The organism is Ruegeria sp. BH8 (assembly GCF_056538065.1).
Map to the genome: position 1 here is coordinate 777,736 of NZ_JBQFSP010000001.1, position 25,118 is coordinate 802,853.

Annotated in this window: 28 protein-coding genes; 19 read left to right on the forward strand and 9 right to left on the reverse strand. The window is 56.6% G+C overall.

Features of this window, described 5'->3' with window-relative positions; all coding sequences use genetic code 11:
- From ACR0AD_RS03825 to ACR0AD_RS03865, 9 genes are all read left to right on the forward strand, one after another.
- Positions 1–129 carry a hypothetical protein gene (locus ACR0AD_RS03825; RefSeq protein WP_267364732.1) on the forward strand — a complete coding sequence of 43 codons (129 nt, stop codon included), beginning with the start codon at positions 1–3 and terminating at the stop codon, positions 127–129.
- Between the two features lie 128 nt (positions 130–257).
- Positions 258–2,618: an outer membrane protein assembly factor BamA gene (bamA, locus tag ACR0AD_RS03830; RefSeq protein WP_267364733.1), complete on the forward strand. Its 2,361-nt coding sequence runs from the start codon at positions 258–260 to the stop codon at positions 2,616–2,618.
- A 6-nt stretch (positions 2,619–2,624) separates the two neighbouring features.
- Positions 2,625–3,203, forward strand: a complete 579-nt coding sequence (locus ACR0AD_RS03835; RefSeq protein ID WP_480481026.1) for an OmpH/Skp family outer membrane protein — start codon at positions 2,625–2,627, stop codon at positions 3,201–3,203.
- 73 nt (positions 3,204–3,276) lie between these two features.
- Positions 3,277–3,750 carry a 3-hydroxyacyl-ACP dehydratase FabZ gene (fabZ, locus tag ACR0AD_RS03840; protein WP_267364735.1) on the forward strand — a complete coding sequence of 158 codons (474 nt, stop codon included), beginning with the start codon at positions 3,277–3,279 and terminating at the stop codon, positions 3,748–3,750.
- Positions 3,747–4,532, forward strand: coding sequence for an acyl-ACP--UDP-N-acetylglucosamine O-acyltransferase (lpxA, locus tag ACR0AD_RS03845; RefSeq protein ID WP_267364736.1), 786 nt, complete (start codon positions 3,747–3,749; stop codon positions 4,530–4,532). The genes fabZ and lpxA overlap by 4 nt, the downstream gene beginning before the upstream one ends.
- A 4-nt stretch (positions 4,533–4,536) precedes the next feature.
- Positions 4,537–5,331 (forward strand): LpxI family protein, encoded by a 795-nt coding sequence (locus ACR0AD_RS03850; protein ID WP_480485697.1) that lies wholly within the window; start codon positions 4,537–4,539, stop codon positions 5,329–5,331.
- Entirely contained in the window at positions 5,331–6,497 is a 1,167-nt protein-coding gene (gene lpxB, locus ACR0AD_RS03855) for a lipid-A-disaccharide synthase (RefSeq protein ID WP_480481020.1), read from the forward strand. The genes ACR0AD_RS03850 and lpxB overlap by 1 nt, the downstream gene beginning before the upstream one ends.
- Positions 6,490–7,065 (forward strand): hypothetical protein, encoded by a 576-nt coding sequence (locus ACR0AD_RS03860; RefSeq protein ID WP_480481018.1) that lies wholly within the window; start codon positions 6,490–6,492, stop codon positions 7,063–7,065. Before lpxB ends, ACR0AD_RS03860 begins: the two co-directional genes overlap by 8 nt.
- Positions 7,066–7,163: 98 nt before the next feature.
- A complete protein-coding gene (locus tag ACR0AD_RS03865; RefSeq protein WP_480485695.1) occupies positions 7,164–7,709 on the forward strand; it encodes a carboxymuconolactone decarboxylase family protein in 546 nt (181 codons plus the stop codon).
- Here ACR0AD_RS03865 and mnmA read toward each other — a convergent pair.
- Positions 7,706–8,851 (reverse strand): tRNA 2-thiouridine(34) synthase MnmA, encoded by a 1,146-nt coding sequence (gene mnmA / locus ACR0AD_RS03870; protein ID WP_480485693.1) that lies wholly within the window; start codon positions 8,849–8,851, stop codon positions 7,706–7,708. The two genes, ACR0AD_RS03865 and mnmA, sit on opposite strands and share 4 nt — an antisense overlap.
- A 128-nt stretch (positions 8,852–8,979) precedes the next feature.
- Between mnmA and sciP the strand changes: the two genes are divergently transcribed.
- The 5 genes from sciP to ACR0AD_RS03895 all read left to right on the forward strand — a co-directional run bounded on the left by sciP (position 8,980) and on the right by ACR0AD_RS03895 (position 14,773).
- Positions 8,980–9,273: a CtrA inhibitor SciP gene (gene sciP / locus ACR0AD_RS03875; RefSeq protein WP_267364743.1), complete on the forward strand. Its 294-nt coding sequence runs from the start codon at positions 8,980–8,982 to the stop codon at positions 9,271–9,273.
- An 85-nt stretch (positions 9,274–9,358) separates the two neighbouring features.
- Complete coding sequence (ctrA, locus tag ACR0AD_RS03880; protein ID WP_480485691.1) at positions 9,359–10,075, forward strand: response regulator transcription factor CtrA; 717 nt, start codon at positions 9,359–9,361, stop codon at positions 10,073–10,075.
- Between the two features lie 123 nt (positions 10,076–10,198).
- On the forward strand, positions 10,199–12,451 hold the full coding sequence (gene ligA / locus ACR0AD_RS03885) for an NAD-dependent DNA ligase LigA (protein WP_480485689.1): 2,253 nt from the start codon (positions 10,199–10,201) through the stop codon (positions 12,449–12,451).
- A complete protein-coding gene (gene recG, locus ACR0AD_RS03890; protein ID WP_480485687.1) occupies positions 12,448–14,538 on the forward strand; it encodes an ATP-dependent DNA helicase RecG in 2,091 nt (696 codons plus the stop codon). The genes ligA and recG overlap by 4 nt, the downstream gene beginning before the upstream one ends.
- Positions 14,539–14,650: 112 nt before the next feature.
- A complete protein-coding gene (locus ACR0AD_RS03895) occupies positions 14,651–14,773 on the forward strand; it encodes a hypothetical protein (protein WP_480485685.1) in 123 nt (40 codons plus the stop codon).
- A gap of 184 nt (positions 14,774–14,957) precedes the next feature.
- Here the strand turns inward: ACR0AD_RS03895 and ACR0AD_RS03900 are convergent, their stop codons facing one another.
- Together ACR0AD_RS03900 and ACR0AD_RS03905 are read right to left on the reverse strand one after the other, a co-directional pair.
- Entirely contained in the window at positions 14,958–15,596 is a 639-nt protein-coding gene (locus tag ACR0AD_RS03900; protein ID WP_267366387.1) for a MarC family protein, read from the reverse strand.
- Between the two features lie 58 nt (positions 15,597–15,654).
- Entirely contained in the window at positions 15,655–16,107 is a 453-nt protein-coding gene (locus tag ACR0AD_RS03905) for an iron-sulfur cluster assembly scaffold protein (protein WP_267366385.1), read from the reverse strand.
- 48 nt (positions 16,108–16,155) lie between these two features.
- Between ACR0AD_RS03905 and hisI the strand changes: the two genes are divergently transcribed.
- Positions 16,156–16,545, forward strand: a complete 390-nt coding sequence (hisI, locus tag ACR0AD_RS03910; RefSeq protein ID WP_480481004.1) for a phosphoribosyl-AMP cyclohydrolase — start codon at positions 16,156–16,158, stop codon at positions 16,543–16,545.
- 4 nt (positions 16,546–16,549) lie between these two features.
- Here the strand turns inward: hisI and gluQRS are convergent, their stop codons facing one another.
- The 4 genes from gluQRS to ACR0AD_RS03930 all read right to left on the reverse strand — a co-directional run bounded on the left by gluQRS (position 16,550) and on the right by ACR0AD_RS03930 (position 20,461).
- The gene (gene gluQRS, locus ACR0AD_RS03915) at positions 16,550–17,431 is read right to left on the reverse strand and encodes a tRNA glutamyl-Q(34) synthetase GluQRS (protein WP_480481002.1); all 882 of its coding nucleotides are present in this window, start codon (positions 17,429–17,431) and stop codon (positions 16,550–16,552) included.
- A complete protein-coding gene (locus ACR0AD_RS03920; RefSeq protein WP_480485683.1) occupies positions 17,428–18,042 on the reverse strand; it encodes a class I SAM-dependent DNA methyltransferase in 615 nt (204 codons plus the stop codon). The genes gluQRS and ACR0AD_RS03920 overlap by 4 nt, the downstream gene beginning before the upstream one ends.
- Before the next feature lie 37 nt (positions 18,043–18,079).
- Positions 18,080–19,420, reverse strand: coding sequence for a methylenetetrahydrofolate--tRNA-(uracil(54)-C(5))-methyltransferase (FADH(2)-oxidizing) TrmFO (gene trmFO, locus ACR0AD_RS03925; RefSeq protein WP_480485681.1), 1,341 nt, complete (start codon positions 19,418–19,420; stop codon positions 18,080–18,082).
- Positions 19,421–19,675: 255 nt separating this feature from the next.
- Positions 19,676–20,461, reverse strand: a complete 786-nt coding sequence (locus ACR0AD_RS03930; protein WP_480485679.1) for an enoyl-CoA hydratase — start codon at positions 20,459–20,461, stop codon at positions 19,676–19,678.
- A 58-nt stretch (positions 20,462–20,519) separates the two neighbouring features.
- On the opposite strand from ACR0AD_RS03930, the gene ACR0AD_RS03935 reads away from it, so the two are divergent.
- Complete coding sequence (locus tag ACR0AD_RS03935; protein ID WP_480480994.1) at positions 20,520–20,963, forward strand: PaaI family thioesterase; 444 nt, start codon at positions 20,520–20,522, stop codon at positions 20,961–20,963.
- A 59-nt stretch (positions 20,964–21,022) separates the two neighbouring features.
- On the opposite strand, the gene ACR0AD_RS03940 is transcribed toward ACR0AD_RS03935, so the two are convergent.
- On the reverse strand, positions 21,023–21,250 hold the full coding sequence (locus ACR0AD_RS03940) for a DUF1127 domain-containing protein (protein WP_480472702.1): 228 nt from the start codon (positions 21,248–21,250) through the stop codon (positions 21,023–21,025).
- A 99-nt stretch (positions 21,251–21,349) separates the two neighbouring features.
- On the opposite strand from ACR0AD_RS03940, the gene ACR0AD_RS03945 reads away from it, so the two are divergent.
- The 3 genes from ACR0AD_RS03945 (at position 21,350) to rpsI (ending at position 23,865) form a co-directional block, all read left to right on the forward strand.
- Positions 21,350–22,753 (forward strand): aminotransferase-like domain-containing protein, encoded by a 1,404-nt coding sequence (locus tag ACR0AD_RS03945; RefSeq protein WP_480485678.1) that lies wholly within the window; start codon positions 21,350–21,352, stop codon positions 22,751–22,753.
- Positions 22,754–22,914: 161 nt separating this feature from the next.
- A complete protein-coding gene (rplM, locus tag ACR0AD_RS03950) occupies positions 22,915–23,373 on the forward strand; it encodes a 50S ribosomal protein L13 (protein WP_209503960.1) in 459 nt (152 codons plus the stop codon).
- Between the two features lie 6 nt (positions 23,374–23,379).
- Positions 23,380–23,865, forward strand: a complete 486-nt coding sequence (rpsI, locus tag ACR0AD_RS03955) for a 30S ribosomal protein S9 (RefSeq protein WP_209503959.1) — start codon at positions 23,380–23,382, stop codon at positions 23,863–23,865.
- A gap of 68 nt (positions 23,866–23,933) precedes the next feature.
- Here the strand turns inward: rpsI and ACR0AD_RS03960 are convergent, their stop codons facing one another.
- Positions 23,934–25,094, reverse strand: a complete 1,161-nt coding sequence (locus ACR0AD_RS03960) for an ABC transporter substrate-binding protein (protein WP_480485676.1) — start codon at positions 25,092–25,094, stop codon at positions 23,934–23,936.
- Positions 25,095–25,118 lie beyond the last annotated feature (24 nt).

The following is a 25,118-nucleotide window of genomic DNA, read 5'->3' on the forward strand; positions in this document are numbered from 1 at the left end:
ATGTCCAAAACGCTGAAAAAATCGTATCAAAGCTTTAGCTTCCTCTTCATGTTGAATTGGGATGTTATGCTGAGTTTTGCCGTTACAGCGTTGGCGATGGCTGGAGCCGCCTATTTGGCGGGAATGTGATTCTCGGGAAAATCGTAGGTCTGTTGTCGCGTGGTCGTCTGCCTGACTGCTTCGATATCGCCTTTTGACAAGCTCATTCAATCCCGTTACTCAGCATTAAAGTCTCAAAATTCTGGGTAGAGCATAAAATGACTGACAGGCGAGACGCAGGCACATCCTGCGGGGGGCATATGCCGACAAACAATATTTTGTGGCAGGCGCTAACGGTTTTTTTCCTTTTTGTTGCGGTAAGTTTACTGGCGTTTCCGCATGCGGCATCGGCGCAAAACTACACAATCAACTCGTTCGATGTTGAAGGGAACCGCCGGATCGAAACCGGAACAATTATCGCTCGGACCGGAATCGAACCGGGCCAGACTGTAACTGCCGGGCAGCTTAACGATGCCTATCAGCGTTTGCTTGACAGTGGTGTATTTGAGACAGTTGAACTGACGCCGCGCGGCACGACTCTGGTCATTCAGGTCCAGGAATATCCAACGATCAACCAGATCAGCATCGAAGGGAACGCTCGCGTCAAAGACGACGTTCTTCTGGACGTGATCTCGTCGCAACCCCGCCGGGTCTTTACGCCACAGGCGGCCGAAGCAGACGCCGACACCATTGCCGAAGTGTATTCCGCCCAGGGTCGCGTCGCGGCAACCGTTATTCCTCGCATTATCCGTCGCAGCGACAACCGGGTTGATCTGGTCTTTGAAGTGGCAGAAGGCACGACCATTGAGGTCGAGCGCGTCAGCTTTGTCGGCAACCGCGCCTATTCGGACCGCCGGTTGCGCCGGGTTCTGGAAACCAAGCAGGCAACCTTCCTGCGGACATTCTTCCGCAACGACACGTTTATCGGCGACCGCATTGAATTCGACAAACAGGTCATTCGCGATTTCTACCTTTCGCGGGGCTATATCGATTTCCGTGTGAACAGCGCCAACGTCGAATTTACCCGCGAACGGGATGCGTTCTTTCTGGTGATGAACGTCACCGAAGGCCAAAAGTTCTCGTTTGGAAAGATCACGACGGTTAGTGAAATCGCCGGCGTTGATGCAGCGCCTTATCAGGATGTGCTGAAAATCAAACCGGGCGTGACGTATACGCCGACGCTGGTGGAAAACTCGATCGCGCGGCAAGAACGCCTTGGGTTGAAACAGGGTGTCGATTTCCTGCGGGTTGAACCGCGTGTGACGCGCAATGACCGTGATCTTACCCTGGACATTGAATTTGTTCTGACGAAAGGTCCGCGGATTTTTGTTGAACGGATCGATATCGAAGGCAACACCACCACGCTGGACCGTGTGATCCGCCGCCAGTTTGACACTGTAGAAGGTGACCCCTTCAACCCGCGTGAAATCCGTCAGGCCGCGGAACGCATCAATGCGCTTGGGTTCTTTGCAGTTGCGGAGGTCGAGCCTCGGGAAGGATCGTCACCCAGCCAGGTCATTCTGGATGTGGATGTCGAGGAACAGCCTACAGGTTCGCTGAGCCTTGGCGGCAGCTATTCGGTCACAGACGGCTTCGGGATTGCAATCGGCCTGAACGAGGCAAACTTCCTGGGACGCGGTCAGAATCTTGGTGTTTCGATCTCGACAGCACAGGATTCAGAACAGTACACGATTAACTTTACCGAACCCTATTTGCTGGGCCGAAAGCTGCGTTTCGATCTTGGACTGGGACTGTCGGCAACCAATTCCGGCTTTGCCAGCTACGACACGAGCTCGTTGTTCTTCACACCTCAGCTGACCTATGCAATCGGTGAACTGTCCGCTCTTCGTCTGCGCTATGGCTGGGACCGCAGCGAGATGACGCAACAAAGCAATCAGACCAATGGCGCAGTGATCGCATCCGAGATCGCACAAGGCAAACGGACGTCCAGTTCACTGGGACTGTCCTACATTTATGACAGCCGGATTGGTGGTCTGGACCCGAATTCTGGTGTTCTGTTCGAGGTAGGCGTCGACGCGGCAGGCCTTGGCGGTGATAACAAGTATTTCAAAACCACTGCGCGCGGTATCGCTCAAACGCGAGTCTGGAATGAAGAAGTGGTACTACGGGCCACATTGGAGCTGGGTGCGTTGAATTGGAGTGGAAATGACTTCAGCCGCACCGTCGACCGTTTTGTGTTGGGGCCTCGTACTTTCCGCGGTTTTGAGCCTGCGGGTCTTGGCCCGCGTGATTTGTCCAATGGTCAGGACGATGCCATCGGCGGCAACTATTACTGGGTCGCGCGTTTTGAAACCGATTTTCCCTTGGGTCTGCCCGAGGAACTGGGCCTGCGGGGCGGTCTGTTCTATGACGTTGGAAACCTTTACAACATCAACGATGTGAACACCGCAGGGGCAAATATCGTTGGCGCAGACGGGTCCATTCGTCACGTTATCGGTATCTCGGTCTTGTGGGAAACGCCGTTTGGACCTTTGCAGTTCAACTTTTCGAAGGCTCTGAAAAAGGAGACGTTCGACAAGGAACAGAACTTTGACCTGACCATTCAGGCCCGGTTCTGATCTGCGATGACGAACAGGTTCTTTACCTCGATACAGGGCCCGCTTTGGGCCCTGTGTGCATTTATGATGCTGTTTCAGGCCCTTTCGGCTGATGCGCAGCAGCTGGGTGTTCCGCAAGCCAGCGTGGTTACGTTGTCCGGTGAGCAGCTGTTCAAGAATTCCGCATTTGGGCAACGTGTGTTGCGCGAGATCGAAAAAGAAAGCGCAATGCTTGCGGAAGAAAATGAACGGATTGTCGCGGAACTCAGCCGAGAAGAAAAAGACCTGACCGAAAAGCGCACGACCATGCCAGCAGAGGAGTTTCGCCCGCTGGCCGAAGCGTTCGATGTCAAGGTTCAGTCCCATCGAGACGGACAAAGGGCAAAGCTGGACGCGCTGGCACGTCGCAGCGAGGACGCGCAGCAAACGTTTTTTGAAATTGTTCGCCCGATCCTTGTTGATTTGCTACGCGAATTCGGGGCCAGCGTGATCATCGAACGCTCCAATGTCGTTGTAAGCACGTCAGATATCACCGAGGCCGCGATAATCCGTGTGAACACGGCAATTGGCGATGGCAGCGGTTTGCAGAAGGACACAAGCGAATAGGTTCGCTTGCCCTTGCGAGGCTGTATTGCTAACCACGCTGAAAAAGAAACATTCAGAACGGGATACCTGAATCATGACAACGGAACCCAAAAGCGCCGATATTCAGTTGATCCAAAGGATCCTGCCGCATCGTTATCCTTTTTTGCTGGTCGACAAGGTGGTGGACATCTCTGGCTATCAATCAGCCCGAGGTATCAAGAACGTCACCATGAACGAGCCGCATTTCCAAGGGCATTTCCCGGGAACTCCGATCATGCCAGGTGTTACCATCGTTGAGGCGATGGCGCAGACAGCAGGCGTGATGCTGGGCGTGGGTATGGATGTCATCGACACCGAGTTGCTGATCTATTTCATGAGCATCGACAAATGCAAATTCCGCAGGAAAGTTGTTCCTGGCGACGTCCTGGAAATGCATGTCGAAACGGTTCGCGGCAAGAAAGGTGGCAAGCTTTTCAAATTCAACGGCCGCGCAACTGTTGATGGTGAAGTGGCCGCCGAGGCAGAATTCTCGGCCTATGTCGATTGGGATATGGAAAAAACAACATGAGCGGTATCCACCCCAGCGCGATTATCGAAGACGGGGCGCAGATCGGGCAGGATTGCGTCATCGGTCCTTTCAGCTATGTGGGCGCCAATGTAAAACTGGCTGATCGGGTCGAACTGAAGTCTCATGTCGTTGTGACCGGTGACACATCGATTGGTGAAGACACCGTGATCTTTAATTTTTCGGTGATCGGTGAGATTCCGCAGGACCTGAAATTCGGCGGTGAAAACACGCGCCTTGAAATCGGTCAGCGCAACCGCATTCGCGAGCACGTGACGATCAATACCGGGACCGAAGGTGGCGGCGGTGTAACCCGGATCGGGGATGATTGCCTGCTGATGGCAGGTGTTCATGTGGCCCATGACGTGCAGATCGGCAACCGGGTTATCATGGTGAACCACGCAGGGGCAGCTGGTCACTGCATCGTCGAGGATGATGTGATCGTCGGTGGCATTTCGGGCCTGCACCAATGGGTGCGCGTTGGTCGCGGGGCGATCATCGGTGCGCTCACCATGGTGCCCAAAGACGTCATTCCCTACGGTTTGGTACAAGCGTCCCGGGGCGAGCTTGAAGGTCTGAACCTCGTGGGTCTCAAGCGTAAAGGTGTTTCGCGCGAAGACATCTCGGCATTGCGTGCCGCGTTCAAGGAGCTGTCTGAAGGCGATGGAACGTTCATGGATCGCGCCAACCGTCTTGGTCAGGGTAACGACAGCGACTATGTGCAGCGGATCGTTGATTTTGTCACCGGACACAGCGATCGGTCGTTCCTGACACCGAGGAAATAGGAACATGCTTGCGGTGATTGCGGGAACCGGGGCGCTGCCGACCGAATTGGTTGCCCAGCTGGCAGAACGTCCGCTGATCTGCGCGATGGAAGGGTTCCTGCCGGATGATCTGGTCGCAGATATCGTGTTTCCGCTTGAACAGCTTGGCAGTTTTATTGCCGGGCTTCAGGCGAAGGGCGTGACCGAGATTTGTATGGCCGGCGCAGTTCGGCGCCCGCGGGTTGATCCCAAGCGTATTGACGCGGCAACGATGCCGTTGGTTCCGGTGATCCAACAGGCCATGCTGTCGGGTGATGACGGAGCTTTGCGGGCTGTCATTGGCCTGCTGGAAAGCGCAGGTATGCGAGTCCGGGCAGCGCAGGAAATCGCCCCAAGCCTTTTACCGCCTATGGGCTGTCTGACCGAAGTGCATCCATCCGAAAGTGACATGACAGATGCAGATCGTGCTGCCGGAATTCTGCGGGCCATGGGGGCTGCGGATATTGGTCAGGCCTGTGCTGTCTCAAAAGGGCAGGTGTTGGCAGTCGAGGGCAGCTTTGGAACCGCCTGGATGCTTCAATCCCTGACGCAACGCCCGGACGCGGGGGGTGGCATACTGTTCAAAGGCCCAAAGCCCGATCAAGATCGGCGTGCTGATCTGCCTGCCATCGGGCCCGACACCGTCACGGATGCGGTCGCGGCAGGCTTGTCTGGCATCGTTCTGGAAAAGGGCGGTGTGCTGGTTTTGGAAAAAGAACAGGTCATCGCCGAATGTAACCGTCTTGGGCTGTTCCTGTATATTCGCGAGCGGGCGGTCTGATGCGCGTCTTTCTGGTCGCCGGTGAACCTTCGGGCGACCGGCTGGGCGGCGCGTTGATGGAGGGGCTGAAATCCCTGATCCCCGATATTGAGTTCGACGGGGTGGGCGGACCTTTGATGGCTGCTCAGGGGCTGACCAGCCGGTTTCCGATGTCGGAACTTTCGGTGATGGGTTTGATCGAGGTTCTGCCGAAGTTTTTCCACCTCAAGCGTCGAATCTCGGAGACCGCGCAAGCAGTGTTGGACACGCGGCCGGACGTTCTGATCACCATCGACAGCCCCGATTTCAGCCTGCGTGTCGCCAAAATCGTCAAAGTCGCCAGTGGTATTCGCACCGTGCATTACGTTGCGCCCAGTGTCTGGGCCTGGCGTCCGGGGCGGGCGGATAAAATGGCAAAGGTCATCGACCATGTGCTGGCACTGCTTCCGTTCGAGCCGCCATACATGGAGCGGGCAGGGATGGAGTGCGACTTTGTCGGCCACCCTGTTGCCAGCGAACCGACGGCAACACAGGCCGAGATTGCGGCCTTCCGGAGCAGGTACGACCTAGGGGATGCACCAGTCCTGCTGGCTCTGCCCGGATCGCGACGGGGTGAGATCGAACGTCTGGCAGACACGTTCGGTGAGGCATTGCGGCTGTTTTTGACGGACCATCCCAGTTATCGTGTCGTGGTTCCAACCGTGGGTGCGACAACTGACCTGGTCAACGCTCTGACGCAAAGCTGGCCGGGCGCACCAATAGTGCTCGACCCGCGACAAATGGGGGCCGGGCAAGCCACGGTCGAAAAACGCGCGGCTTTTGGCACGGCATGTATCGCGCTGGCCGCTTCGGGTACGGTTTCTTTGGAACTGGCGGCGCAGAATACACCTATGGTGATCGCCTACAAACTCAATTGGCTGACCCAGAAAATGGCCGAACGCATGGTCAAGCTGGACACTGTTACATTGGTCAATCTGGTATCTGAAACACGCGCCGTGCCTGAATGCCTGCTGAACGATTGCCAGCCGGACAAGATCGCCAAAGCCCTGCATGATGTGACCAATGCCCCTGACGCTCAGCAACTCGCGATGAACCTGACAATGGAACGGTTGGGGCGCGGAGGAGAAGCACCGGGGTTGAGGGCGGCACGAGCTGTGCTGGACAGAATGCAGATTGAGCATGCTTGATCACACGCTGTTCGCCGCTTCAGCCGGGGTTGCCATGATATCCACCAATCTGGACAATCTGGCCGTCCTACTGGGTTTGATATTGGTGATCGAGCAACGCCGCGCCATCATTGGCTTTGCCGTCGCGCAGACAATTGTTCTGACATTGGCCATGACCGTCGCATTGGGTGTTGACCAGAGCGGCGCACCGTTTTGGATCGGGTTTCTGGGTCTTGTACCACTGGCCTTTGGTTTGCGCGGAATCTGGCGGCAGTTTTTCGGGGCCAATTCTGAAGGAACCGAGGCAAAAGGGGCCGTAACGTCGGTGGTTACCCTGTTCCTGAGCCTGTCGATTGACAGTTTCGCGGTCATGACACCGCTATTGGCGGATTCTGCCCCTTCATACCGTGTTGCCGCTTTGATCGGCGCAGCATTGGCTGCTTCAGTTCTGGTCTTTACCGCGGCTTGGGGCGCCCCTCGGGCCAAAAGCCTGGGGCCACGCGTTGCCCGTATGGATCGGATCGCCCCATACATCATGGTCTGCGTCGGGCTCTATATCCTCTTCAATTCGCCCACGGATACCCTGTAACAGGCTTGTTCCGGCGTTCCGTCTCGGGTTTGTGATCCGCGAGCGTCTGTTGCTGCGGAGCGGACTTAAGATATCCTCGCGGAAAAGGAGCTTTCATCATGACCCGCATCCCCCCTTTGGCAGATGCCGAGATGGCAGACGAGACACGCGCGCCACATGCGGCTTTGGGTGCTTATGGCCCGTTCGACAATTGGGCCCGGGTTGCCGCACATTGCCCACCGGTTCTGGAACATGTCGCAGGGATGTTGACGGCGTTGCGGGAACAGCAAACCTTGCCGCGTCGTGCGCTGGAACTGGCCATGGTAACGGTTTCCAAATTGAACGCCTGTGACTACTGCGTCTCGCATCATACTCCGCTGTTGACGGTTGCAGGTCTCAGCCCCGAAGGCGCGGCGCGCCTGCCAGATGTCGAAAACCACCCTGAATTGGACGCGTGCGACAAGGCTGTCGTGCGATACGCCGAGGCGGTAACGACACGTTCAGGTCGCATGCGCGACGCCGAAGTTTTCAACCTGCGGGACTGGTTCAGCGATGCCCAGATTGTCGAGTTAACCTGGCGCATCGCATTGTGCGGTGCATTCAACCGGTTCAACGATGCGCTTCAGATCCAGATCGAACCCGAGGTTGAACCCGTTTCAGCCTAGTACCCGCGCCAGATCCAGCCACCGCCAAAGATGCGGCTGCCTTCTGAGGCATAGAAGACGCAGGCCTGACCGGGCGAGATGCCTTCTTCGGGTGTCAGCAATTCCACCTCAGCAGTGGTGTCGGACAGCGGTCGAATAATGGCCTCGCGCGGGGGGCGGGTCGAACGGACCTTGACTGACAGGTGCCATTCTTCGCGCGAAGTGAAGGGTTCATCGCCCAGCCAGTTGATCTCACGCACGGGAACGACACGCGTTGCCAGCATCTCTTTGGGGCCGACAACGACCTGTTTTTTGTCCACGTCCAGCTTGACCACATAAAGCGGCTCGCTCAGGCCGCCGATGCCCAAGCCGCGCCTTTGGCCGATCGTGTAATGGATCACCCCGTTATGCTGTGCCAGAACGCGGCCATCGGCATGAACAATCTCACCCGGTTCCGCAGCACCGGGGCGCAGCTTTTCAATGACGCTGGCATAATTGCCGTCGGGCACAAAGCAGATGTCCTGACTGTCGGGTTTGTCCGCCACAGACAACCCATATTGAGCCGCCATTTCACGGGTCGCGTCTTTTGAGGGCAGGTGACCAAGCGGGAAGCGCAGAAAATTCAGTTGCTCTGGCGTGGTCGAGAACAGGAAATAGGACTGATCGCGATTGGCGTCTTCGGCGCTGTGCAGTTCCGGTCCGTTGGCGCCCATCTTGCGCTGAATGTAATGGCCGGTGGCCATGCAGTCTGCCTCGAGATCCTTGGCGGTTTCCAGAAGGTCCTTGAATTTTACCCGCTCGTTGCAGCGAATGCAGGGGACGGGTGTTGCGCCTGCCAGATAGCTTTCCGCGAACTCATCGATCACCGCGTCTTTGAAGATGTTCTCGTAGTCCAGAACATAGTGGGGAAACCCACGCTCTTCTGCCACGCGGCGCGCATCGTGGATATCGATCCCGGCACAACACGCCCCTTTCTTGGCCAGAGCCGCGCCATGGTCATAGAGTTGCAGTGTCACCCCCACCACATCATAGCCCTGATCGGCCAAGTAGGCCGCGACGACAGAGCTATCGACGCCCCCTGACATGGCCACAACCACCCGCGTTTCCGACGGCGGTTTGGCAAAGCCAAGCGAGTTCAGCGGGGTCTCGGTGTCGAGGGCCATTGGCGGTTCCTGTCCGGGTTAAGAAAGACCGGCAGAATATAGGAAAATTCTACACACTCTCAAGAGGCGGTTTCATACGACCTTAAGTAGGCTGGCGTCAGCTTTGATGCAGCAAAAAGGGTAAAGCGATGTATTTGCACAAAGTGGAAGGGCCAAGGTCTGTTTCTTTGCCGGATGGGTCCATACTGACGCGCGCCGATCTGCCGCCGACAAGCACAAGGCGGTGGGTGGCCTCACGCAAGATTCTGGTCGTGCGTGGTGTGCTTTACGGGCTGATCAGCCTGTCTGAGGCAAAACAGAAATACGGCATAAGTGACGAAGAGTTCAACGGCTGGGTTTCCCTAGTCGCGGAACACGGTGTCGAGGCTTTGAAAGCCACGGCCTTAAAAAAATATCGACAACCTAAAGGAGAGCGGGAATAAATGATTCAACGGTAACGTCAGATTAACCATTCTTGGTCAGGTTTGATTTTAATTGGAATTATTGACCCGAATTGGAGCAGTGAAAATGCGTATACTTCTTGTCGAGGATGATCCGACCACGTCTAAAAGCATCGAACTGATGCTGACGCATGCGAACCTAAACGTTTATGCAACGGATCTTGGCGAAGAAGGTATCGATCTGGCAAAGCTCTACGATTACGACCTGATCTTGCTGGACCTGAACCTGCCGGACATGAACGGGCATGAAGTGTTGCGCCAGTTGCGGATTTCCCGGGTGGAAACACCGATCCTGATCCTTTCGGGCGCAGATGATACGGACAGCAAGATCAAAGGTTTCGGGTTTGGTGCGGATGACTATCTGACCAAACCCTTCCACCGCGAAGAACTGGTGGCCCGCATTCATGCCATCATCCGCCGGTCGAAAGGGCATTCGCAGTCCATCATCCACACAGGTCGCGTGGCCGTAAATCTGGACGCCAAGACCGTTGAGGTGGACGGAAAAACCGTGCACCTGACAGGAAAAGAGTACCAGATGCTGGAATTGCTCAGCTTGCGTAAGGGTACGACTCTGACCAAGGAAATGTTTCTGAATCACTTATACGGCGGCATGGATGAACCCGAGTTGAAGATCATCGACGTCTTCATCTGCAAACTGCGCAAAAAACTCAGCAACGCAACGGGTGGTGAGAATTATATCGAAACCGTATGGGGCCGGGGTTACGTGTTGCGCGATCCGCAAAGCAACACTCTGGACGAGACGAGAATGGCGGTCGGCCTCTGATTTGAACCGTTTGTGTCGCTGGTAGTCCAGGGCGGCACGTTGCACTCACGGCTCAGCACATCTGGACCTGGCCATGACCTCGCCCTATCACTGAGGTCCAAGAACGCGTGACAGGGCGAGGCCATGACCAATTCCATTCCCATATCAGACCTGACGGATGATGAGGCGCGTGCCGAACTGGCGCGGTTGGCGGACATACTGTCGCGAGCCAACACGCTGTATCACGCAGAAGATGCGCCCGAGTTGTCGGATGCGGATTATGATGCCCTCAAACGCAGAAACGCCGAGATCGAGGCGCGTTTCCCCCACTTGAAACGTGCTGACAGCCCAACAGAGCAAGTCGGTGCCAAACCGGCGGACGGGTTTTCGAAAGTTACTCATGCCGTCCGAATGATGTCACTGGGCAATGCGTTCGACGATGGGGACATTGCCGATTTCGACACCTCGATTCGCAAGTATCTGGGCCTTGATGCCAGCGCGCCGCTGGCTTTCACAGCCGAACCCAAGATTGACGGCCTGTCTTTGTCCTTGCGCTATGAGAGCGGACAGCTGGTTCAGGCCGCAACGCGGGGCGACGGTGAAGTTGGCGAGAACGTGACGGCCAACGCGCGCACCGTCTCTGATATTCCACAGCAGATTGAAAACGCGCCCGAAATTCTTGAGGTCCGGGGCGAGATTTACATGTCTCACTCTGATTTCGAAGCGTTGAATAAGCGGCAGGCTGAACGGGGGGGCAAGTCCTTTGCCAACCCGCGCAATGCGGCGGCAGGGTCACTGCGTCAGCTGGATTCGGAAATTACCCGATCGCGCCCGTTGCGCTTCTTCGCCTATGCCTGGGGTGAACTGTCAGAACCTTTGGCGGATACCCAGATGGGAGCGATTGAGCGTCTTGCGGCCCTTGGGTTCCCCACGAATCCCTTGACCCGGCTATGTACCACGACTGAGGACATGATCGCTCATTACCGGGATATCGAAGCGCAGCGTGCGACCTTGGGGTATGACATCGATGGGGTTGTCTACAAGGTAAACGATCTGTCGTTGCAGGCGCGTTTGGGTTTCCGCTCAACGACGCCAAGATGGGCAATCGCACATAAATTCCCAGCCGAACTGGCCTGGACCAGATTGGAGGCGATCGACATTCAGGTTGGTCGTACAGGGGCGCTCAGCCCCGTGGCACGGTTGCATCCTGTAACGGTTGGCGGGGTGGTCGTCTCCAATGCCACTTTGCACAACGAGGATTACATCGCCGGGCGCGACGCCAAAGGCGGCACGATCCGTGATGGAAAAGATGTCCGAGTGGGCGATTGGGTTCAGGTCTATCGCGCGGGCGACGTGATCCCCAAACTGTCGGATGTCGACTTGTCCAAACGCCCCGCCGATGCACGCCCCTTTGCCTTTCCGACACATTGCCCCGAATGCGGAAGCGATGCGATCCGTGAAGAGGGCGACGCGGTTCGACGGTGCACCGGCGGCCTGATCTGTCCTGCGCAGGCCGTTGAAAAGCTGAAACATTTCGTGTCGCGCAAAGCTTTTGATATAGAAGGGCTGGGTGCAAAACAGATTGAAATGTTCTATGGTGATCCAACCCTTCCGATCAATGCGCCAGCTGATATCTTCACGCTGGAACAGCGGGACTCAGCTAGTCTGACGCGGTTGAAAAACCGGGACGGGTGGGGCGAAACATCCGCCAGGAACCTGTTCGAAGCCATTGATGAAAAACGGAAGATTCCCTTTGCGCGCTTGTTGTTCGCACTGGGCATTCGACATGTTGGTGAAGTGGGCGCGCGTGATCTGGCACTTTTTTACCGCGACTGGGATGCAATGGCGCTCGCGTTGGACACTGCACGCCCGGCTGCGCTGGCCCAAAGGCGGGCGGATGAGGCGGAAGATGCCGAGCGTGCGGCGGCCCAGCTTGAAGGGCGTCGCGCGCGCGTGAAAGAAGTGCGGGACGCAGCCATCGCGGATGCCAATGTCGGTGCAGATGCCAATGCCGCCTGGACAGAGCTGATCGGCATCGACGGTATTGGCGCAACGCTTGGCCTTTCGCTGTCGGACGCATTTGCCAATGAAGAGGAACGACGGGCTTTCGACACGCTGCGCAGCGAATTGACGGTTATCGCCCCCGACGCGCCAGCCTCGGACAGTCCGGTCGCGGGTAAAACCGTAGTGTTCACCGGAACGCTGGAAAAGATGACCCGCGCCGAGGCGAAAGCGCGGGCCGAGGCGTTGGGCGCGAAGGTTTCCGGATCTGTCAGCAAGAAAACCGATATTCTGGTTGCGGGTCCCGGGGCCGGGTCAAAGGCGAAGAAGGCAGCGGAACTTGGGATCGAAACTTTGGACGAGGATGGCTGGCTTCAGCTGATAGAAGGCGCATGAGCGGACGGCCCGAACAGCTTTTCCCGCTATTTGCGGGGCTGGAAACGTTGGATGGCGTCGGCCCCAAGACCGCACAAGCCATGGCACAGACCGGGGCGGAATCCCCGCGCGATGTTCTGTTCAGCCTGCCTTATGCCGTGGTGGATCGGCGCAGGCGGGATACAATTCAGGGGGTGGACCTGCCGGCCACTCTGACTGTCGAAGTGACAGTTGGCCTGCACAGGCCACCCCGCAACAAGGGGGGGGCCTACCGCGTTCATGTCGAAGACAGTCAGGCCGATTTCCAGCTGGTCTTTTTCCACGCACGTGGTGAGTATCTGAAGAAAGTGTTGCCGCAAGGATCACGCCGCGTGGTTTCCGGCAAGTTGGAACTGTTCGACGGCATGGCACAGATGGTGCATCCGGACCACATGCTGCCCGTTGAACAAGCCGGAGATATCCCGGAATTCGAACCGGTTTACCACCTGACGCAAGGGCTGACCCAGAAAACAGCATTCAAGGCCAGTCGCAGTGCATTGGCACGCGCTCCCAAGCTAGAGGAATGGATCGATCCGACGCAGGTGTCACAGCAAAACTGGCCGGATTGGGCTTCGGCCATTCACGCCGGTCACAATCCGCGCGGCGCTGATGATGTCGCGCCGTTTGCCCCCGCGCGACAGCGGCTGGCGTATGACGAGTTGTTTGCGCATCAGCTGACGCTCGCTCTGGCCCGGCAGCGAGAGCGCAAGTCGCGGGGGATCGTCAGCGTTGGAACCGGGGCACTGCAATCAAAGGTGTTGGCAAGCCTTCCATATCGCCCCACTGGCGCACAAACGCGCGCCATTGATGAGATTTCGGCTGATATGGCGTCTGACGCCCGAATGAACCGGCTGTTACAGGGCGACGTCGGCGCCGGTAAGACGCTGGTTGCCTTCATGGCCCTTCTGATCGCGGTTGAGGCAGGCGGGCAGGGCGTGATGATGGCCCCGACTGAAATTCTGGCACGCCAGCATCTGGAAGGATTGCGCCCCCTGGCGGAGCAGGCCGGAGTGGTTCTGGAACTGCTTACCGGACGTGACAAGGGCGCGGAGCGGCGTGCCAAGCTTGAGGCGCTTAAACAAGGCGATATTCACATTCTGGTTGGCACACATGCAGTGTTTCAAAGCGATGTTGAATTCAAGGCGCTGAGATTGGCCATCGTCGACGAACAGCACCGGTTTGGCGTGCGGCAGAGGATGGAATTGTCGGAAAAAGGCAAGGGAGCCGATGTTCTGGTAATGACCGCCACCCCCATCCCGCGCAGTCTGGCGCTGGCGCAATATGGCGATATGGATGTTTCGGTGTTGGATGAAAAACCTCCGGGGCGAAAACCGATCAAAACGGCAGTTGTCAGCACACAGCGTATGGACGAAGTCATCGCCCACCTGCGGCGTGCGATTGATGAGGGGCGACAGTGTTACTGGGTGTGCCCTCTGGTCGACGAATCCGAAGTTTCGGACCTGACAGCGGCCGAGGAACGCTTCAAACGCTTGCGGGCCATTTTGGGCGAGGGTGTTGTGGGGCTGGTTCATGGACAGATGCCGCCCGCCGACAAAGATGCCGCGATGAGCGCGTTTCAGAACGGGCAAACAAAGGTCCTTGTTGCAACGACGGTGATTGAGGTCGGCGTGAACGTACCCAACGCAACGATCATGGTCATTGAACGGGCCGAGATCTTTGGGCTGGCCCAATTGCACCAATTGCGGGGGCGAGTCGGGCGCGGGGATGCGGAATCCACCTGTTTGCTGATGTATCAACCACCGCTCAGCGAGGGAGGGCGCAAGCGGCTGGAGGTTCTGCGCGAGACAGAGGATGGCTTCCGAATCTCGGAAACTGACCTTGAGATGCGAGGCGCGGGCGATCTGATCGGGACTGCGCAATCCGGTTTGCCAAAATTCCATATCGCGGACCTGGAACGTCAGGCAGGATTGATGGCTGTCGCCCAATCCGATGCGCGGGCGCTGCTGACGACCGATCCAAAACTGACCTCCGACAGGGGACAGGCCGCGCGTGTTCTGCTTTGGTTGATGAAGCAGGATCAGGCGATCCGTTTGATTTCAGTGGGTTAGCTGTAACGTTCCCTAAAGTTCACAAATGTTCTCAAAAAGTTCTTTACCTGTGCTTGGAAATATGAGAACAAAAGGTCAACAAAGGATTAAAACTCTGACCGGAGGTGACCCTATGCTGACCCAGATCAAGACCGCTTTCTGCCGCGCGCAATCGACTATCCTGCAGGATGCCGTTGGCGTGTTGTCTTTGGTCGTGATGCTGATGGTGGCCCTTCACCTACCGGTTGGTTTCTAAGCCTTTCTGCCTGCGATCTCGTGCCGAAAAATCCGCGCTGTCATCCCCATTTCAGTCAAGGGTGACCTGCCTGTCCCAAACCCCTTGAGGGGCCATGCCTCGGCCCCGCGCGGTACACCGGACCCCACACGAGACACGCAATACCTGCCGCCGCCCTTTCGCCCGGAAAGCGCGGCGGCTTTTTTTACAATTGGCCGGTTTTGAAGATCTCCAACAGCGCGGACAGGACTGAGTTGGCAGCAACCGAGGCTAAAATCATCCCCATGACACGGCTGATGATTGCCGCGCCTGAATGACCGATCAGCCGAATAATGGGCTCGGCTAAAAGCATCAGTACAAACGCAACCAGCAATACGGAAAGCATGACAAGCGCTGTGATACCCTGATCCGCGATGCTGTAACGGTGGTTGTCAGTCAGGATAACGATTGCCAGCATTGCGCCGGGGGATGCCAGTGAAGGCACGGCAAGCGGGAAAATCGCCGGGTTCTGCTGGTGATACGCGTCTTCACGATCTTCTTCGGCTTGCCGTTGTTCGATCTCTTGTTTGCTTTCACCAAAGATCATCGTCAGGGCAAACAGAAACAGGATAATGCCGCCAGCGACCTGAAACGAATTCAACCCGATATCCAGCGCTTCGATCAGCACCTGACCAAATACAAGGAAGAACAGCAATACGGCAGCACTTATCACGGCTGCTAACATCGCTGTCCGCCGCCGACCTGCCGCGTCCAATCCGGCCGTAACTGCAATGAAAACGGGAATTGTTCCAATCGGGTCGATAACGACCCAAAGCGTCACGAAATGCTCGAGCAAATTATTCAAACCCATCCCTCCTGAAATCTGGGCAGAGGGTAAACGGGTTTACGCCAAATAGCTATAATCAGGCGCAGTTTGCCTGTTCAGCCTGCGCCATGGCCTCAGCCGTGGCATCCAGAACCAGCAGGATCGACGCGTGGCGGTTTTTATAATCCCGTGCGGGCATAAGCACCTCAAGCCCATCAAACGGCGCATCAGGTGCAGGGCCGCCAGTCTTGAGCATGGCCGCCAACTGATCGCGCGCAGCTTCGACCTGCGCCCGCGACGCGCCAATTATCGCTTCCCCAACGACCGAGGCGGACGCTTGCCCCAAAGCGCAGGCTTTGACGTCCTGACCAAAGGCACTGATCTGACCATCGCGAACCTTGATGTCCACAGTTACAGTCGATCCGCATAAAGGTGAGCGTTTCTTGACGGTTGCATCGGGATCTTCCAGTCGCTCAAGATGCGGAATATCCGCAGCCAGCGCCAGAATGCGCCCAGAGTACAGCTTAATCAGGTCGTTCTCGCCGCTCATGGCTTTCCCTCGTCGTGTGTTACCCATACATAGTGGCGAGCCCACCGGATGCAAAAGGTTTTTGAGATGTCTGACCCAGTCGTGTTTGATCCTTCTACTTTGAGATTTAATGAGGCGGGTCTGATCCCGGCGATTGCGCAGGATGAAACATCAGGCGAGGTTCTGATGATGGCATGGATGAATGTACAGGCGGTTGAAAAGACCCTCGAAACCGGGCGGGTGACCTATTGGTCACGCTCGCGGCAGGCTTTCTGGATCAAGGGCGAAACCTCGGGCCATGTGCAGGAATTGGTGGATTTCCGGATCGATTGCGACCGGGACTGCCTATTGGTTCTCGTCCGTCAAACCGGAGCAGCCTGTCATACCAACCGACGAACCTGTTTTTTTACCGCCGTTCGGGGTGGGGTGGAAACTGAACTGATGGCGCCAATGGAATAGGGGGTCAAAGCCCAACCATTCGGCGTATGTCATCTGGGCTGGCTCCGTCGGCCCGGTACTTTGCAATTGCGCGGGCATCGTCGCGTTTGGCCAGCCGTTTGCCGGCATCATCGCGGATCAGATCATGATGGAAATACTCGGGTGTCGGTAGGTTCAACAACGCCTGCAAAAGAACGTGGATGCGGGTTGCTTCGAACAAGTCCCGCCCTCGAACCACCTGTGTTACGCCCTGAGCGGCATCGTCAAGCACAACGGACAAGTGATACGACGTCCCCATGTCGCGGCGGGACAGAACTACATCACCTATGGTGGTAACTACCTCATCAGGCGTGAAAGTGATAATGCCGGTTTCGCCGTCCGGACCCGATCCCAACTCAAGAAATTGGTACCTGTCCGGGTTGCGGACCGCCTGACACGCCTTGACCACGTCCAATCGCAAGGGGTCCTGAGTTGGACGAGGAAGGTTCGATAAATCTTTGCCAGCAAACCTTTTTCGACAGGTCCCGGGATAAACAAGCCCGTCGGGTCCAAGCATGGGTGCGCCTTCCTGCGGCGCACTGGCTGCTGCTGCGATATCTTTGCGATTACACGTGCACGGATACAAAAGCCCCTGCGCCCATAGCTGGTCCAGCGCCTTATGGTAAACGTACATACGATCCGATTGGCGCATTACGGGTTCAGGCCATGTCAGCCCCAGCCATCTGAGGTCGCTGTATATCTGATCCTCCCATAGCTGTCGTGAGCGGGATCGATCGATATCCTCAATTCGCAGCAAGAACCGGCCGCTTTCAGAAGCGGCCCTATCGCTGGCAACCAACGCAGAATACGCGTGCCCAAGGTGAAGGGGGCCTGTTGGAGATGGCGCAAAGCGCGTTACAAGAGTCACGCTTTTTCTAATACATACACGTCAGAGTTAAGGTTGATACCAGGCAGGTGGGGACCGCGTTCACGAAATAACAAACGTGCTGCCCCCATGTCGACCCAATCCGTCAGACGGCAAGTGAATTTATGGTCCGCCAACGCATGATCGTTCAGCGAAAAGCCAAGCAAACCACCCTTGGGCAGTGCGTGCATCAACAAATCCAGTGTCTCGGGCGGGGCAGCACCTTTTCCGATCACTCCTATGGCTGTGATCATCGTGTACTCCCCACGCTTCAACGGCGCGGGTTTGGCGATATCGAATCCGGTCAATGCTCGGTAAACGCCTTTGCTGGCGGCTTCCTGAAGCATGTTCTCTGTTGGATCCATCCCATCGATGACCTCAAAGCCAACTGCGCGCAGGGCAAGCCCTGACAACCCGGTGCCGCAGCCGTAGTCCAGAATAGGTGTCTGAGGCTTCGGTGCGAAAGACCACAAAGCCGCTGCTACACGGCCCGGCGTGGCGTAACCGTGTTCACCAACTTCCTTTTCATAGGTTGCAGCCCAGTTCTGATAGTGCGCTTCAGTCGCTTCAGGCGTGCCGAGATTGTATGTGCTGTTCAGAAACGTGTCGTTCATTCCAGCATGCTAGGCTGAGACCGCATTACGCGTCCAGTCAGCAATGCTCCAACCAGGTACTCCATTCGGCTTTGGCCCGGTCGGTATAGGCCTTGTACCGGTCTTTACGACCCCGACGCCCGCCTTTCAGACCATCCACGGGGCGAAACAGGCCGAAATTCACGTTCATCGGCTGAAAGGTCCTAGCCTCGGCACCACCCGTAATGTGGTGAATCAAAGCACCCATTGCGCTGTCTTGCGGAACAGCGGGTAGGTCACGCCCCAAAATCTGAGCAGCGGCAAGCCGACCAGCCAGCAACCCCATCGCGGCGCTTTCTACATAGCCTTCCACACCCGTGATCTGTCCGGCAAAGCGGATGTTGGGTTTGGATTTCAACCGCATTTGCGAATCCAAAAGCGTGGGAGAGTTGATGAACGTATTGCGGTGGATGCCACCCAACCGGGCAAAGCTGGCATTTTCCAAACCCGGGATCATACGGAACACTTCGGTCTGGGCACCATATTTCATCTTGGTCTGAAAACCCACGATGTTGAACAAGGTGCCCAAAGCGTTATCACGGCGCAGCTGCACCACCGCATGAGGTTTCACGTCGGGCTCATGCGGGTTGGTCAGCCCGACCGGTTTCATCGGACCATGGCGCAGCGTTTCGCGACCGCGTTCGGCCATAACCTCGATGGGTAGACAGCCGTCGAAGTAACCTGCTGTCTCTCCTTCGTGAAATACGGTTTTATCTGCTGCCAGAAGCGCGTCTATGAAGGCTTCGTACTGGTCCCGGTCCATCGGACAGTTCAGATAGGCTGTGCGTTCTTCTTCGGTCTCGCCCTTGTCGTAGCGTGATTGCATCCACGCTTTGCTCATGTCGATGCTCTCGGCATAGACGATCGGTGCGATGGCGTCGAAAAAGGCAAGTGCGTCAGACCCTGTCTCGGCCTGGATGGACTGACCCAGCGTGGGTGACGTCAGGGGACCGGTCGCAAAGATCCACTGGCCTTCGTCGGGCAGGGTCGTCACTTCTTCGTCGGTTACCGTCACACGCGGGTGGGTGCGAAGTTTTGCGGTCACACTTTCTGCAAACGGGTCACGATCCACAGCCAGCGCGCCACCGGCTGGCAGGCGGTGTTCATCGGCCGTTGTCATGATCAACCCATTGGCGGCGCGCATTTCCCAATGCAGCAGGCCCACGGCATTCTGCTCATCATCATCCGAGCGGAACGAGTTCGAACACACCATTTCCGCCAGATTGCCGGTCTGATGTGCAAAGGTGCCGATGGTCGGACGCATTTCGTGGATCACAACACCCACACCCATTTCAGCAGCTTGCCAGGCCGCTTCTGATCCGGCCATGCCACCGCCTACAATATGCAAAACTTGTGTCATGCGATGCCACATAGGGCAGACCACAATCGGGCGCAACTGAGGCAAAGCGGTTTCGCGAATTTTATGGAAGGGGTCTTGGGGTCGCCGCTGCGGGATTGTCAGCGCTGGTGAGAGAGACCAGCTGGAGGGACCTTCCGCCCACGGCGACCCAAAAGTGTCCTGAGGCCTTGGCCTCGACCCAGCTTTGCCACAGTGTCGCCCTTTTGAAAAGTGCAAAATTCAAAACAGTGGCGAAAAATGTGCAAAACAATTGCATTATTGGGACCAATTTGGGGGACGTTTTTCGATAAAGGCTGAAATGCCTTCTTCTGTATCCCGGTACAGCATGTTTTGCGCCATTACGTCGCCGGTATAGGCATAGGCCTGATTCAGCGGCATCAGAAGCTGTTGATAAAACGCCTCTTTACCGATTTTGACGGCGGCTCCTAGTTTGGAGGCAACCTGTTCTGCAAGCGCATTGGCTTCTTGTTCAAGATGCGTCATGGGGACAACGCGGTTGACCAAACCCAAATCGGCAGCACGTTCGGCTGATATGAAGTCTCCTGTTGTCAGCATTTCAAATGCCTGCTTTCTGGGGATATTGCGGCTGAGGGCCACCATTGGGGTGGAGCAGAATAAGCCGATATTAACCCCGTTCACTCCAAACCGCGTGTCTGCGGCGGCGACGGCCATGTCACAGGTTGCCACCAACTGACACCCGGCGGCGGTTGCAATGCCGTGGACCTGTGCGATGACGGGCTGGGGCAGGTACTGGATTGACATCATCACCTTCGCGCAGCGCGAAAACAGGTCATTGAAATAAGCTTTGCCGCCATCTTCGGACTGGCGTCCGGCCGTCATCTGTTTCAGATCGTGGCCAGCGCAAAATGCCTTGCCCTGACCCGCCAGGATCACTGCCCGGATCGACGGGTCCTTACGCAACGTGTCCAGTTCAGCCTGAAGCGCCGACAGCATCTCGTCACTCAGCGCGTTCAGCCGCTCTGGGGCGTTCATTGTAAGCCGCGCAACAGCGCCGGTGTCGTTACGTTCCAGAATTGCCATCTTGCCCTCCGATCCCATGTTGGGCCAACTCTAGGTCGGTATGAGCAGGAGGGAAAGCATGGCTTTGGCATTGAACCGGGACGAACTGTCACAATACCTTAAGCAGGTTTTCCCGCAGGTGCACAAAGACTTTGTCGTCGAGGACCTGACCGAAGATACAATCACCATGCGCCTTGTTGTGCAGGATCAGCATTTGCGGCCGGGGGGCACGGTTTCGGGGCCATCCATGTTTGGGTTGGCCGATGTTTGTGTATACGCAATGGTTCTGGCGCGAAAAGGGCGTCAATCCCTGGCGGTCACAACGAACAGTTCCCTGGATTTTTTGCGCAAACCAGAAGGCAACACGGACATGATCGCCAAATGTCGCCTGCTGAAACTGGGCCGGACTTTGGCCGTCGGTGACGTGCTTATGTATTCCGATGGCGCAGAAGACCCAGTTGCCAGAGCGACGATGACCTATTCCCTGCCACCTGCAGGGTCTGCAGCCGCGAAATTCGGATAAAAAGACCGGGGACAAGCCCCGGCCCAGGAAGAGGTCCCAATAATGGGACTGGGGATCAGTTAAATCTGCCAAAAATGGCGCTTTACTTCGCGGCGCGCATCATGACGGGTCAGACCGACGTCTTTCAGCAAGCGGTCATCCAGATAACTAAGATTGACGCGGCTGCGGCGACGACGCTCCCATTGAGTGACCGCTGCCGCAAACCGCACGGCCAGTGCAGCGGCCAGAGGCAGCCGGGGGCTGTCGGTCAGCAGCAGAAGGGCGGGGGTGTGCATTGTGCGTGTCATCTCGGAATTCCTTTCAAATTGTATTGACACAAATTAGCTGTACTTGGTACACATGACTGATACATTCGAAATTGTGTCAAAAGCAAAGGAAGAATTGTAATGGATACAATTTGGCCAGAGGCGCTGTCAAAATCTAAAGGACCGAAATACACTCTGGTTGCTGACACAATTCGAAAAGCCATAGATAACAAATCTTTGGAAGTCGGTGTCAAACTCCCTCCGGTGCGCGAACTGGCGTATCGTCTGCAAATAACACCTGGTACAGTCGCGCGCGCCTATACAATCCTGACAGATGAGGGGTTGTTACAAGCCGAAGTCGGACGTGGTACATTTGTTGCGCCGCCGAAATCGCCCATTCTTGACGACGTTTGGGCGCGGCAACTGCATCTTCGCGACGACAAGTACAATGCCAATGTAAGCCTGTTCAGCCCAAGGTTGGCGGATATGGGGCAGGTGTCCCTGATCCGTGAATGTCTGAAAAAAGTGTCGCAAGCCGATCCGGGTTTGTTTCTGAATTACCCGACGCGCGACGCGTACCAACCCGTGCGACAGGCAGTTGTGGACTGGTTGTCAGACCTTCCGCTGGGCGCACTGACCCATGATGATATTGTGTTGACACATGGCGGCCAGAACGGGCTTTGCGTTGTGTTTCAGACGATCCTGCGCGGGCCCAAACCTGTCGTACTGGTCGAGGACCTGTCTTATGCCGGGTTCCGTCGCGCAGGCGAACTGATGCGCGCGGAAGTGGTCGGTGTGAAGATGGACAGATGGGGTGTCGATCCGGCAGCGTTAGAACATGTTCTGCGCCACACGACAGCGCAGGCCGTCTGCGTGTCTCCAGAAGTTCAAAACCCAACGGGCGCACACACACCGTTGGAGCGGAGGAAAGAGATCGTTGAGATTGCCCGTCGCTTTGATTTGCAGATCATTGAAGATGACTGCTATCGCATGGGCGATGCCCGAGAGCCCAGCTTTCGGGCGCTGGCGCCTGAACGGGGATGGCACGTGTCATCAATCTCAAAGATTCTGACACCGGCATTGCGTGTGGGTTTTGCTATCGCCCCCAGAGAAAAAAGTGTGGATCTGCGCCGGTCCGCTGAATACGGATATTTCGGATTGGCCCAACCCTTGGCGGAATTGACCCGCCTTCTGCTGTCCGATCCGCGTACGCGTCAGATCGCCAAGGATGTGCGCACGCGGATGGGGGATTATCTACGCGTTGCCGTCAATACCCTGGGTGGGTTTGATCTGAACTGGGCCCCGGACGTTCCCTTTGTCTGGCTGAGCCTTCCGTCTGGCTGGCGGTCGGCTGCATTCAGTCGCGCGGCCGAGCGGGAAGGGATACAGCTCCGATCCGCCGACGAGTTCGCGCTGCGCGATGGGCGCGCGCCGAACGCGGTACGTATTGCCATGAATGGTCATGTGTCACTGGAACGGTTCGAGGACGCGATGCAGCGCCTGCGTGTTCTATTGGACAATCCGCCTGAACAAATCAGCGTTTGAATATGGGGTAATATAATACCTATTTTCTAAGTATTTGGTTTTACGTGCATAAATAAGACTAATGCCGCTTGACCTGCGTGCAGGCACCTCATAAAACCCGTCCATCGAATTCGGGCCGCTCCGCTGGGGCGGTCTTTCACATCAAACAGGACTATCCTGCCATGAAAACCTTTTCTGCAACACCTGCAGACATCGACAAGAAGTGGATCCTGATCGACGCCGAAGGCGTTGTTCTGGGCCGTCTTGCTTCGATCGTCGCCATGCGCCTGCGTGGCAAGCACAAAGCGTCGTTCACCCCGAACATGGACATGGGCGACAACGTCATCGTGATCAACGCTGACAAAATCCAGATGACCGGCAAGAAGCGCGAAGAAAACTTCTACTGGCACACTGGCCACCCGGGCGGCATCAAGTCGCGCACCAAACAGCAGATTTTGGAAGGTGCGCACCCCGAGCGCGTGGTCTTCCAGGCCGTCAAGCGCATGCTGCCAGGCAACCGCCTGTCGCGCCAGCAGATGACCAACCTGCGTATCTATGCCGGTGCCGAGCACCCGCACGAGGCCCAGGCCCCCGAAGTTCTGGACGTCAAGTCCATGAACAAGAAAAACACCCGGAGCTAATGACCGATGGTTGATCAGATCAATACTCTCGAAGAGCTGAGCGCCGTCGCAGGCGTTGAAACCGTGGCCGAAGAAGTCATCGTGCGTGAACCCGTACGTGACGAGCTGGGCCGCTCCTATGCCACTGGCAAGCGTAAAGACGCTGTTGCCCGCGTTTGGATCAAGCCGGGTTCCGGCAAGGTCACCGTGAACGGCAAAGATCAGGACGTCTATTTTGCACGCCCCGTTCTGCAGCTGATTCTGCGCCAGCCGTTCCAGGTTGCCGGCGTAGAAGGTGAATTCGACGTTGTTGCAACCGTCAAAGGCGGTGGCCTGACCGGTCAGGCCGGTGCGGTCAAGCACGGCATCTCGAAAGCGCTGCAACTCTATGATCCGAACCTGCGTGGTGCCCTGAAAGCCGCTGGCTTCCTGACCCGCGACAGCCGCGTTGTGGAACGTAAGAAATTCGGTAAGCGCAAAGCCCGCCGTTCGTTCCAGTTCTCGAAGCGTTAATTCGCCGGGAATACCCAAAAGAAAGGGCTCGCACTTGCGAGCCCTTTTGCTTTGCGCGGGTCAGGGATTCATTCTTCGTAAACGAGTTTCCACGCACCGTTTTCAACAACGTTGACGAACACAGTATCCGCGCCCTGATGGTCTTCAGGACCATAGGTGATGTGGTTGCCGACCAGATCGTCCTGATAATCCAGAGTTTCCATCGCTGCGATGAAACTGTCCTGCGTCAGATCGGGGCCTGCGGCTTCTAACGCCTTGACCATCATCTCAGCCGCCGAATAACCCAGCATGGCAAATCCGACCGGATCTTCGCCCGTGGCTGCCTTGTATTCCTCGATAAATGCGGCCGGGGCAGGTTGATCCGCACGCGCCCAAAGATCCTGCCACGAAGCTGCCGCGTAGAATCCATCAGTCACGCCACCAGGCACCTGCGCCACGACCGTTAGGAAACTGGCCGAGGTGCCGAGAAATTTCATATCAGTCAGGCCCATTTTCTTTGCGGTGCCCACGACGGTGATCGCCTGCCGCACCCCAAGCGCCATGGTGACGATATCGCAACCCTCTTCCTTGAGCTTGCTCAGCGATCCGACAAAGTCCGTTTCATCCGGTTTATGGGTGGTTTCTGATCCAAAAGTTATCCCGGCCTCTTCGGCTCCGGCCTTGCTGCCTTCTAGAATTTCCTCACCAAAATCTGTCGGCAGGTACATGGTGCAGACCGTCTTTGATCCAAACTCGCCTGACAGATAGTTCACACCAACACGCGCCTGATCGAAATAGGTCGAGAAGGAGGTGAACTTGTTCCGCATGGGTTCCTGCAACATCTGACGCGCAGCAGTAAGTGGCGCCACGTTGGGAATGCCCTTGGGATCCAACAGCTTGAATCCTGCCATGTTCATCGGCGTTCCAAGCGACTGCAGCATGGCAAATACCTTGTCGCGATTGAGCAGTTTGTTATAGCCCTGCATGGCTCGCGGCATCTGATAGCCGTTGTCTTCGACCACATAGCGGATTTTGCGCCCGTGCACGCCGCCAGCCGCATTCACCCGATCAAAGACAACATTTGCACCTTTGGTTGCCGGAACACCCACCGCGGCAAAAATCCCGCTCAGGTCGTTGACAGAACCAATGACAATCTCATCATCGGTCACGCCCTGTGTTTGCGCCCAACCAAGTGTTGCCGATGCCGTCAGCAATGATGCAGCCGCCAGCCTGTTGCGTAATTTCTTCATCTCTTTCCTCCCGTTAATCTTTTG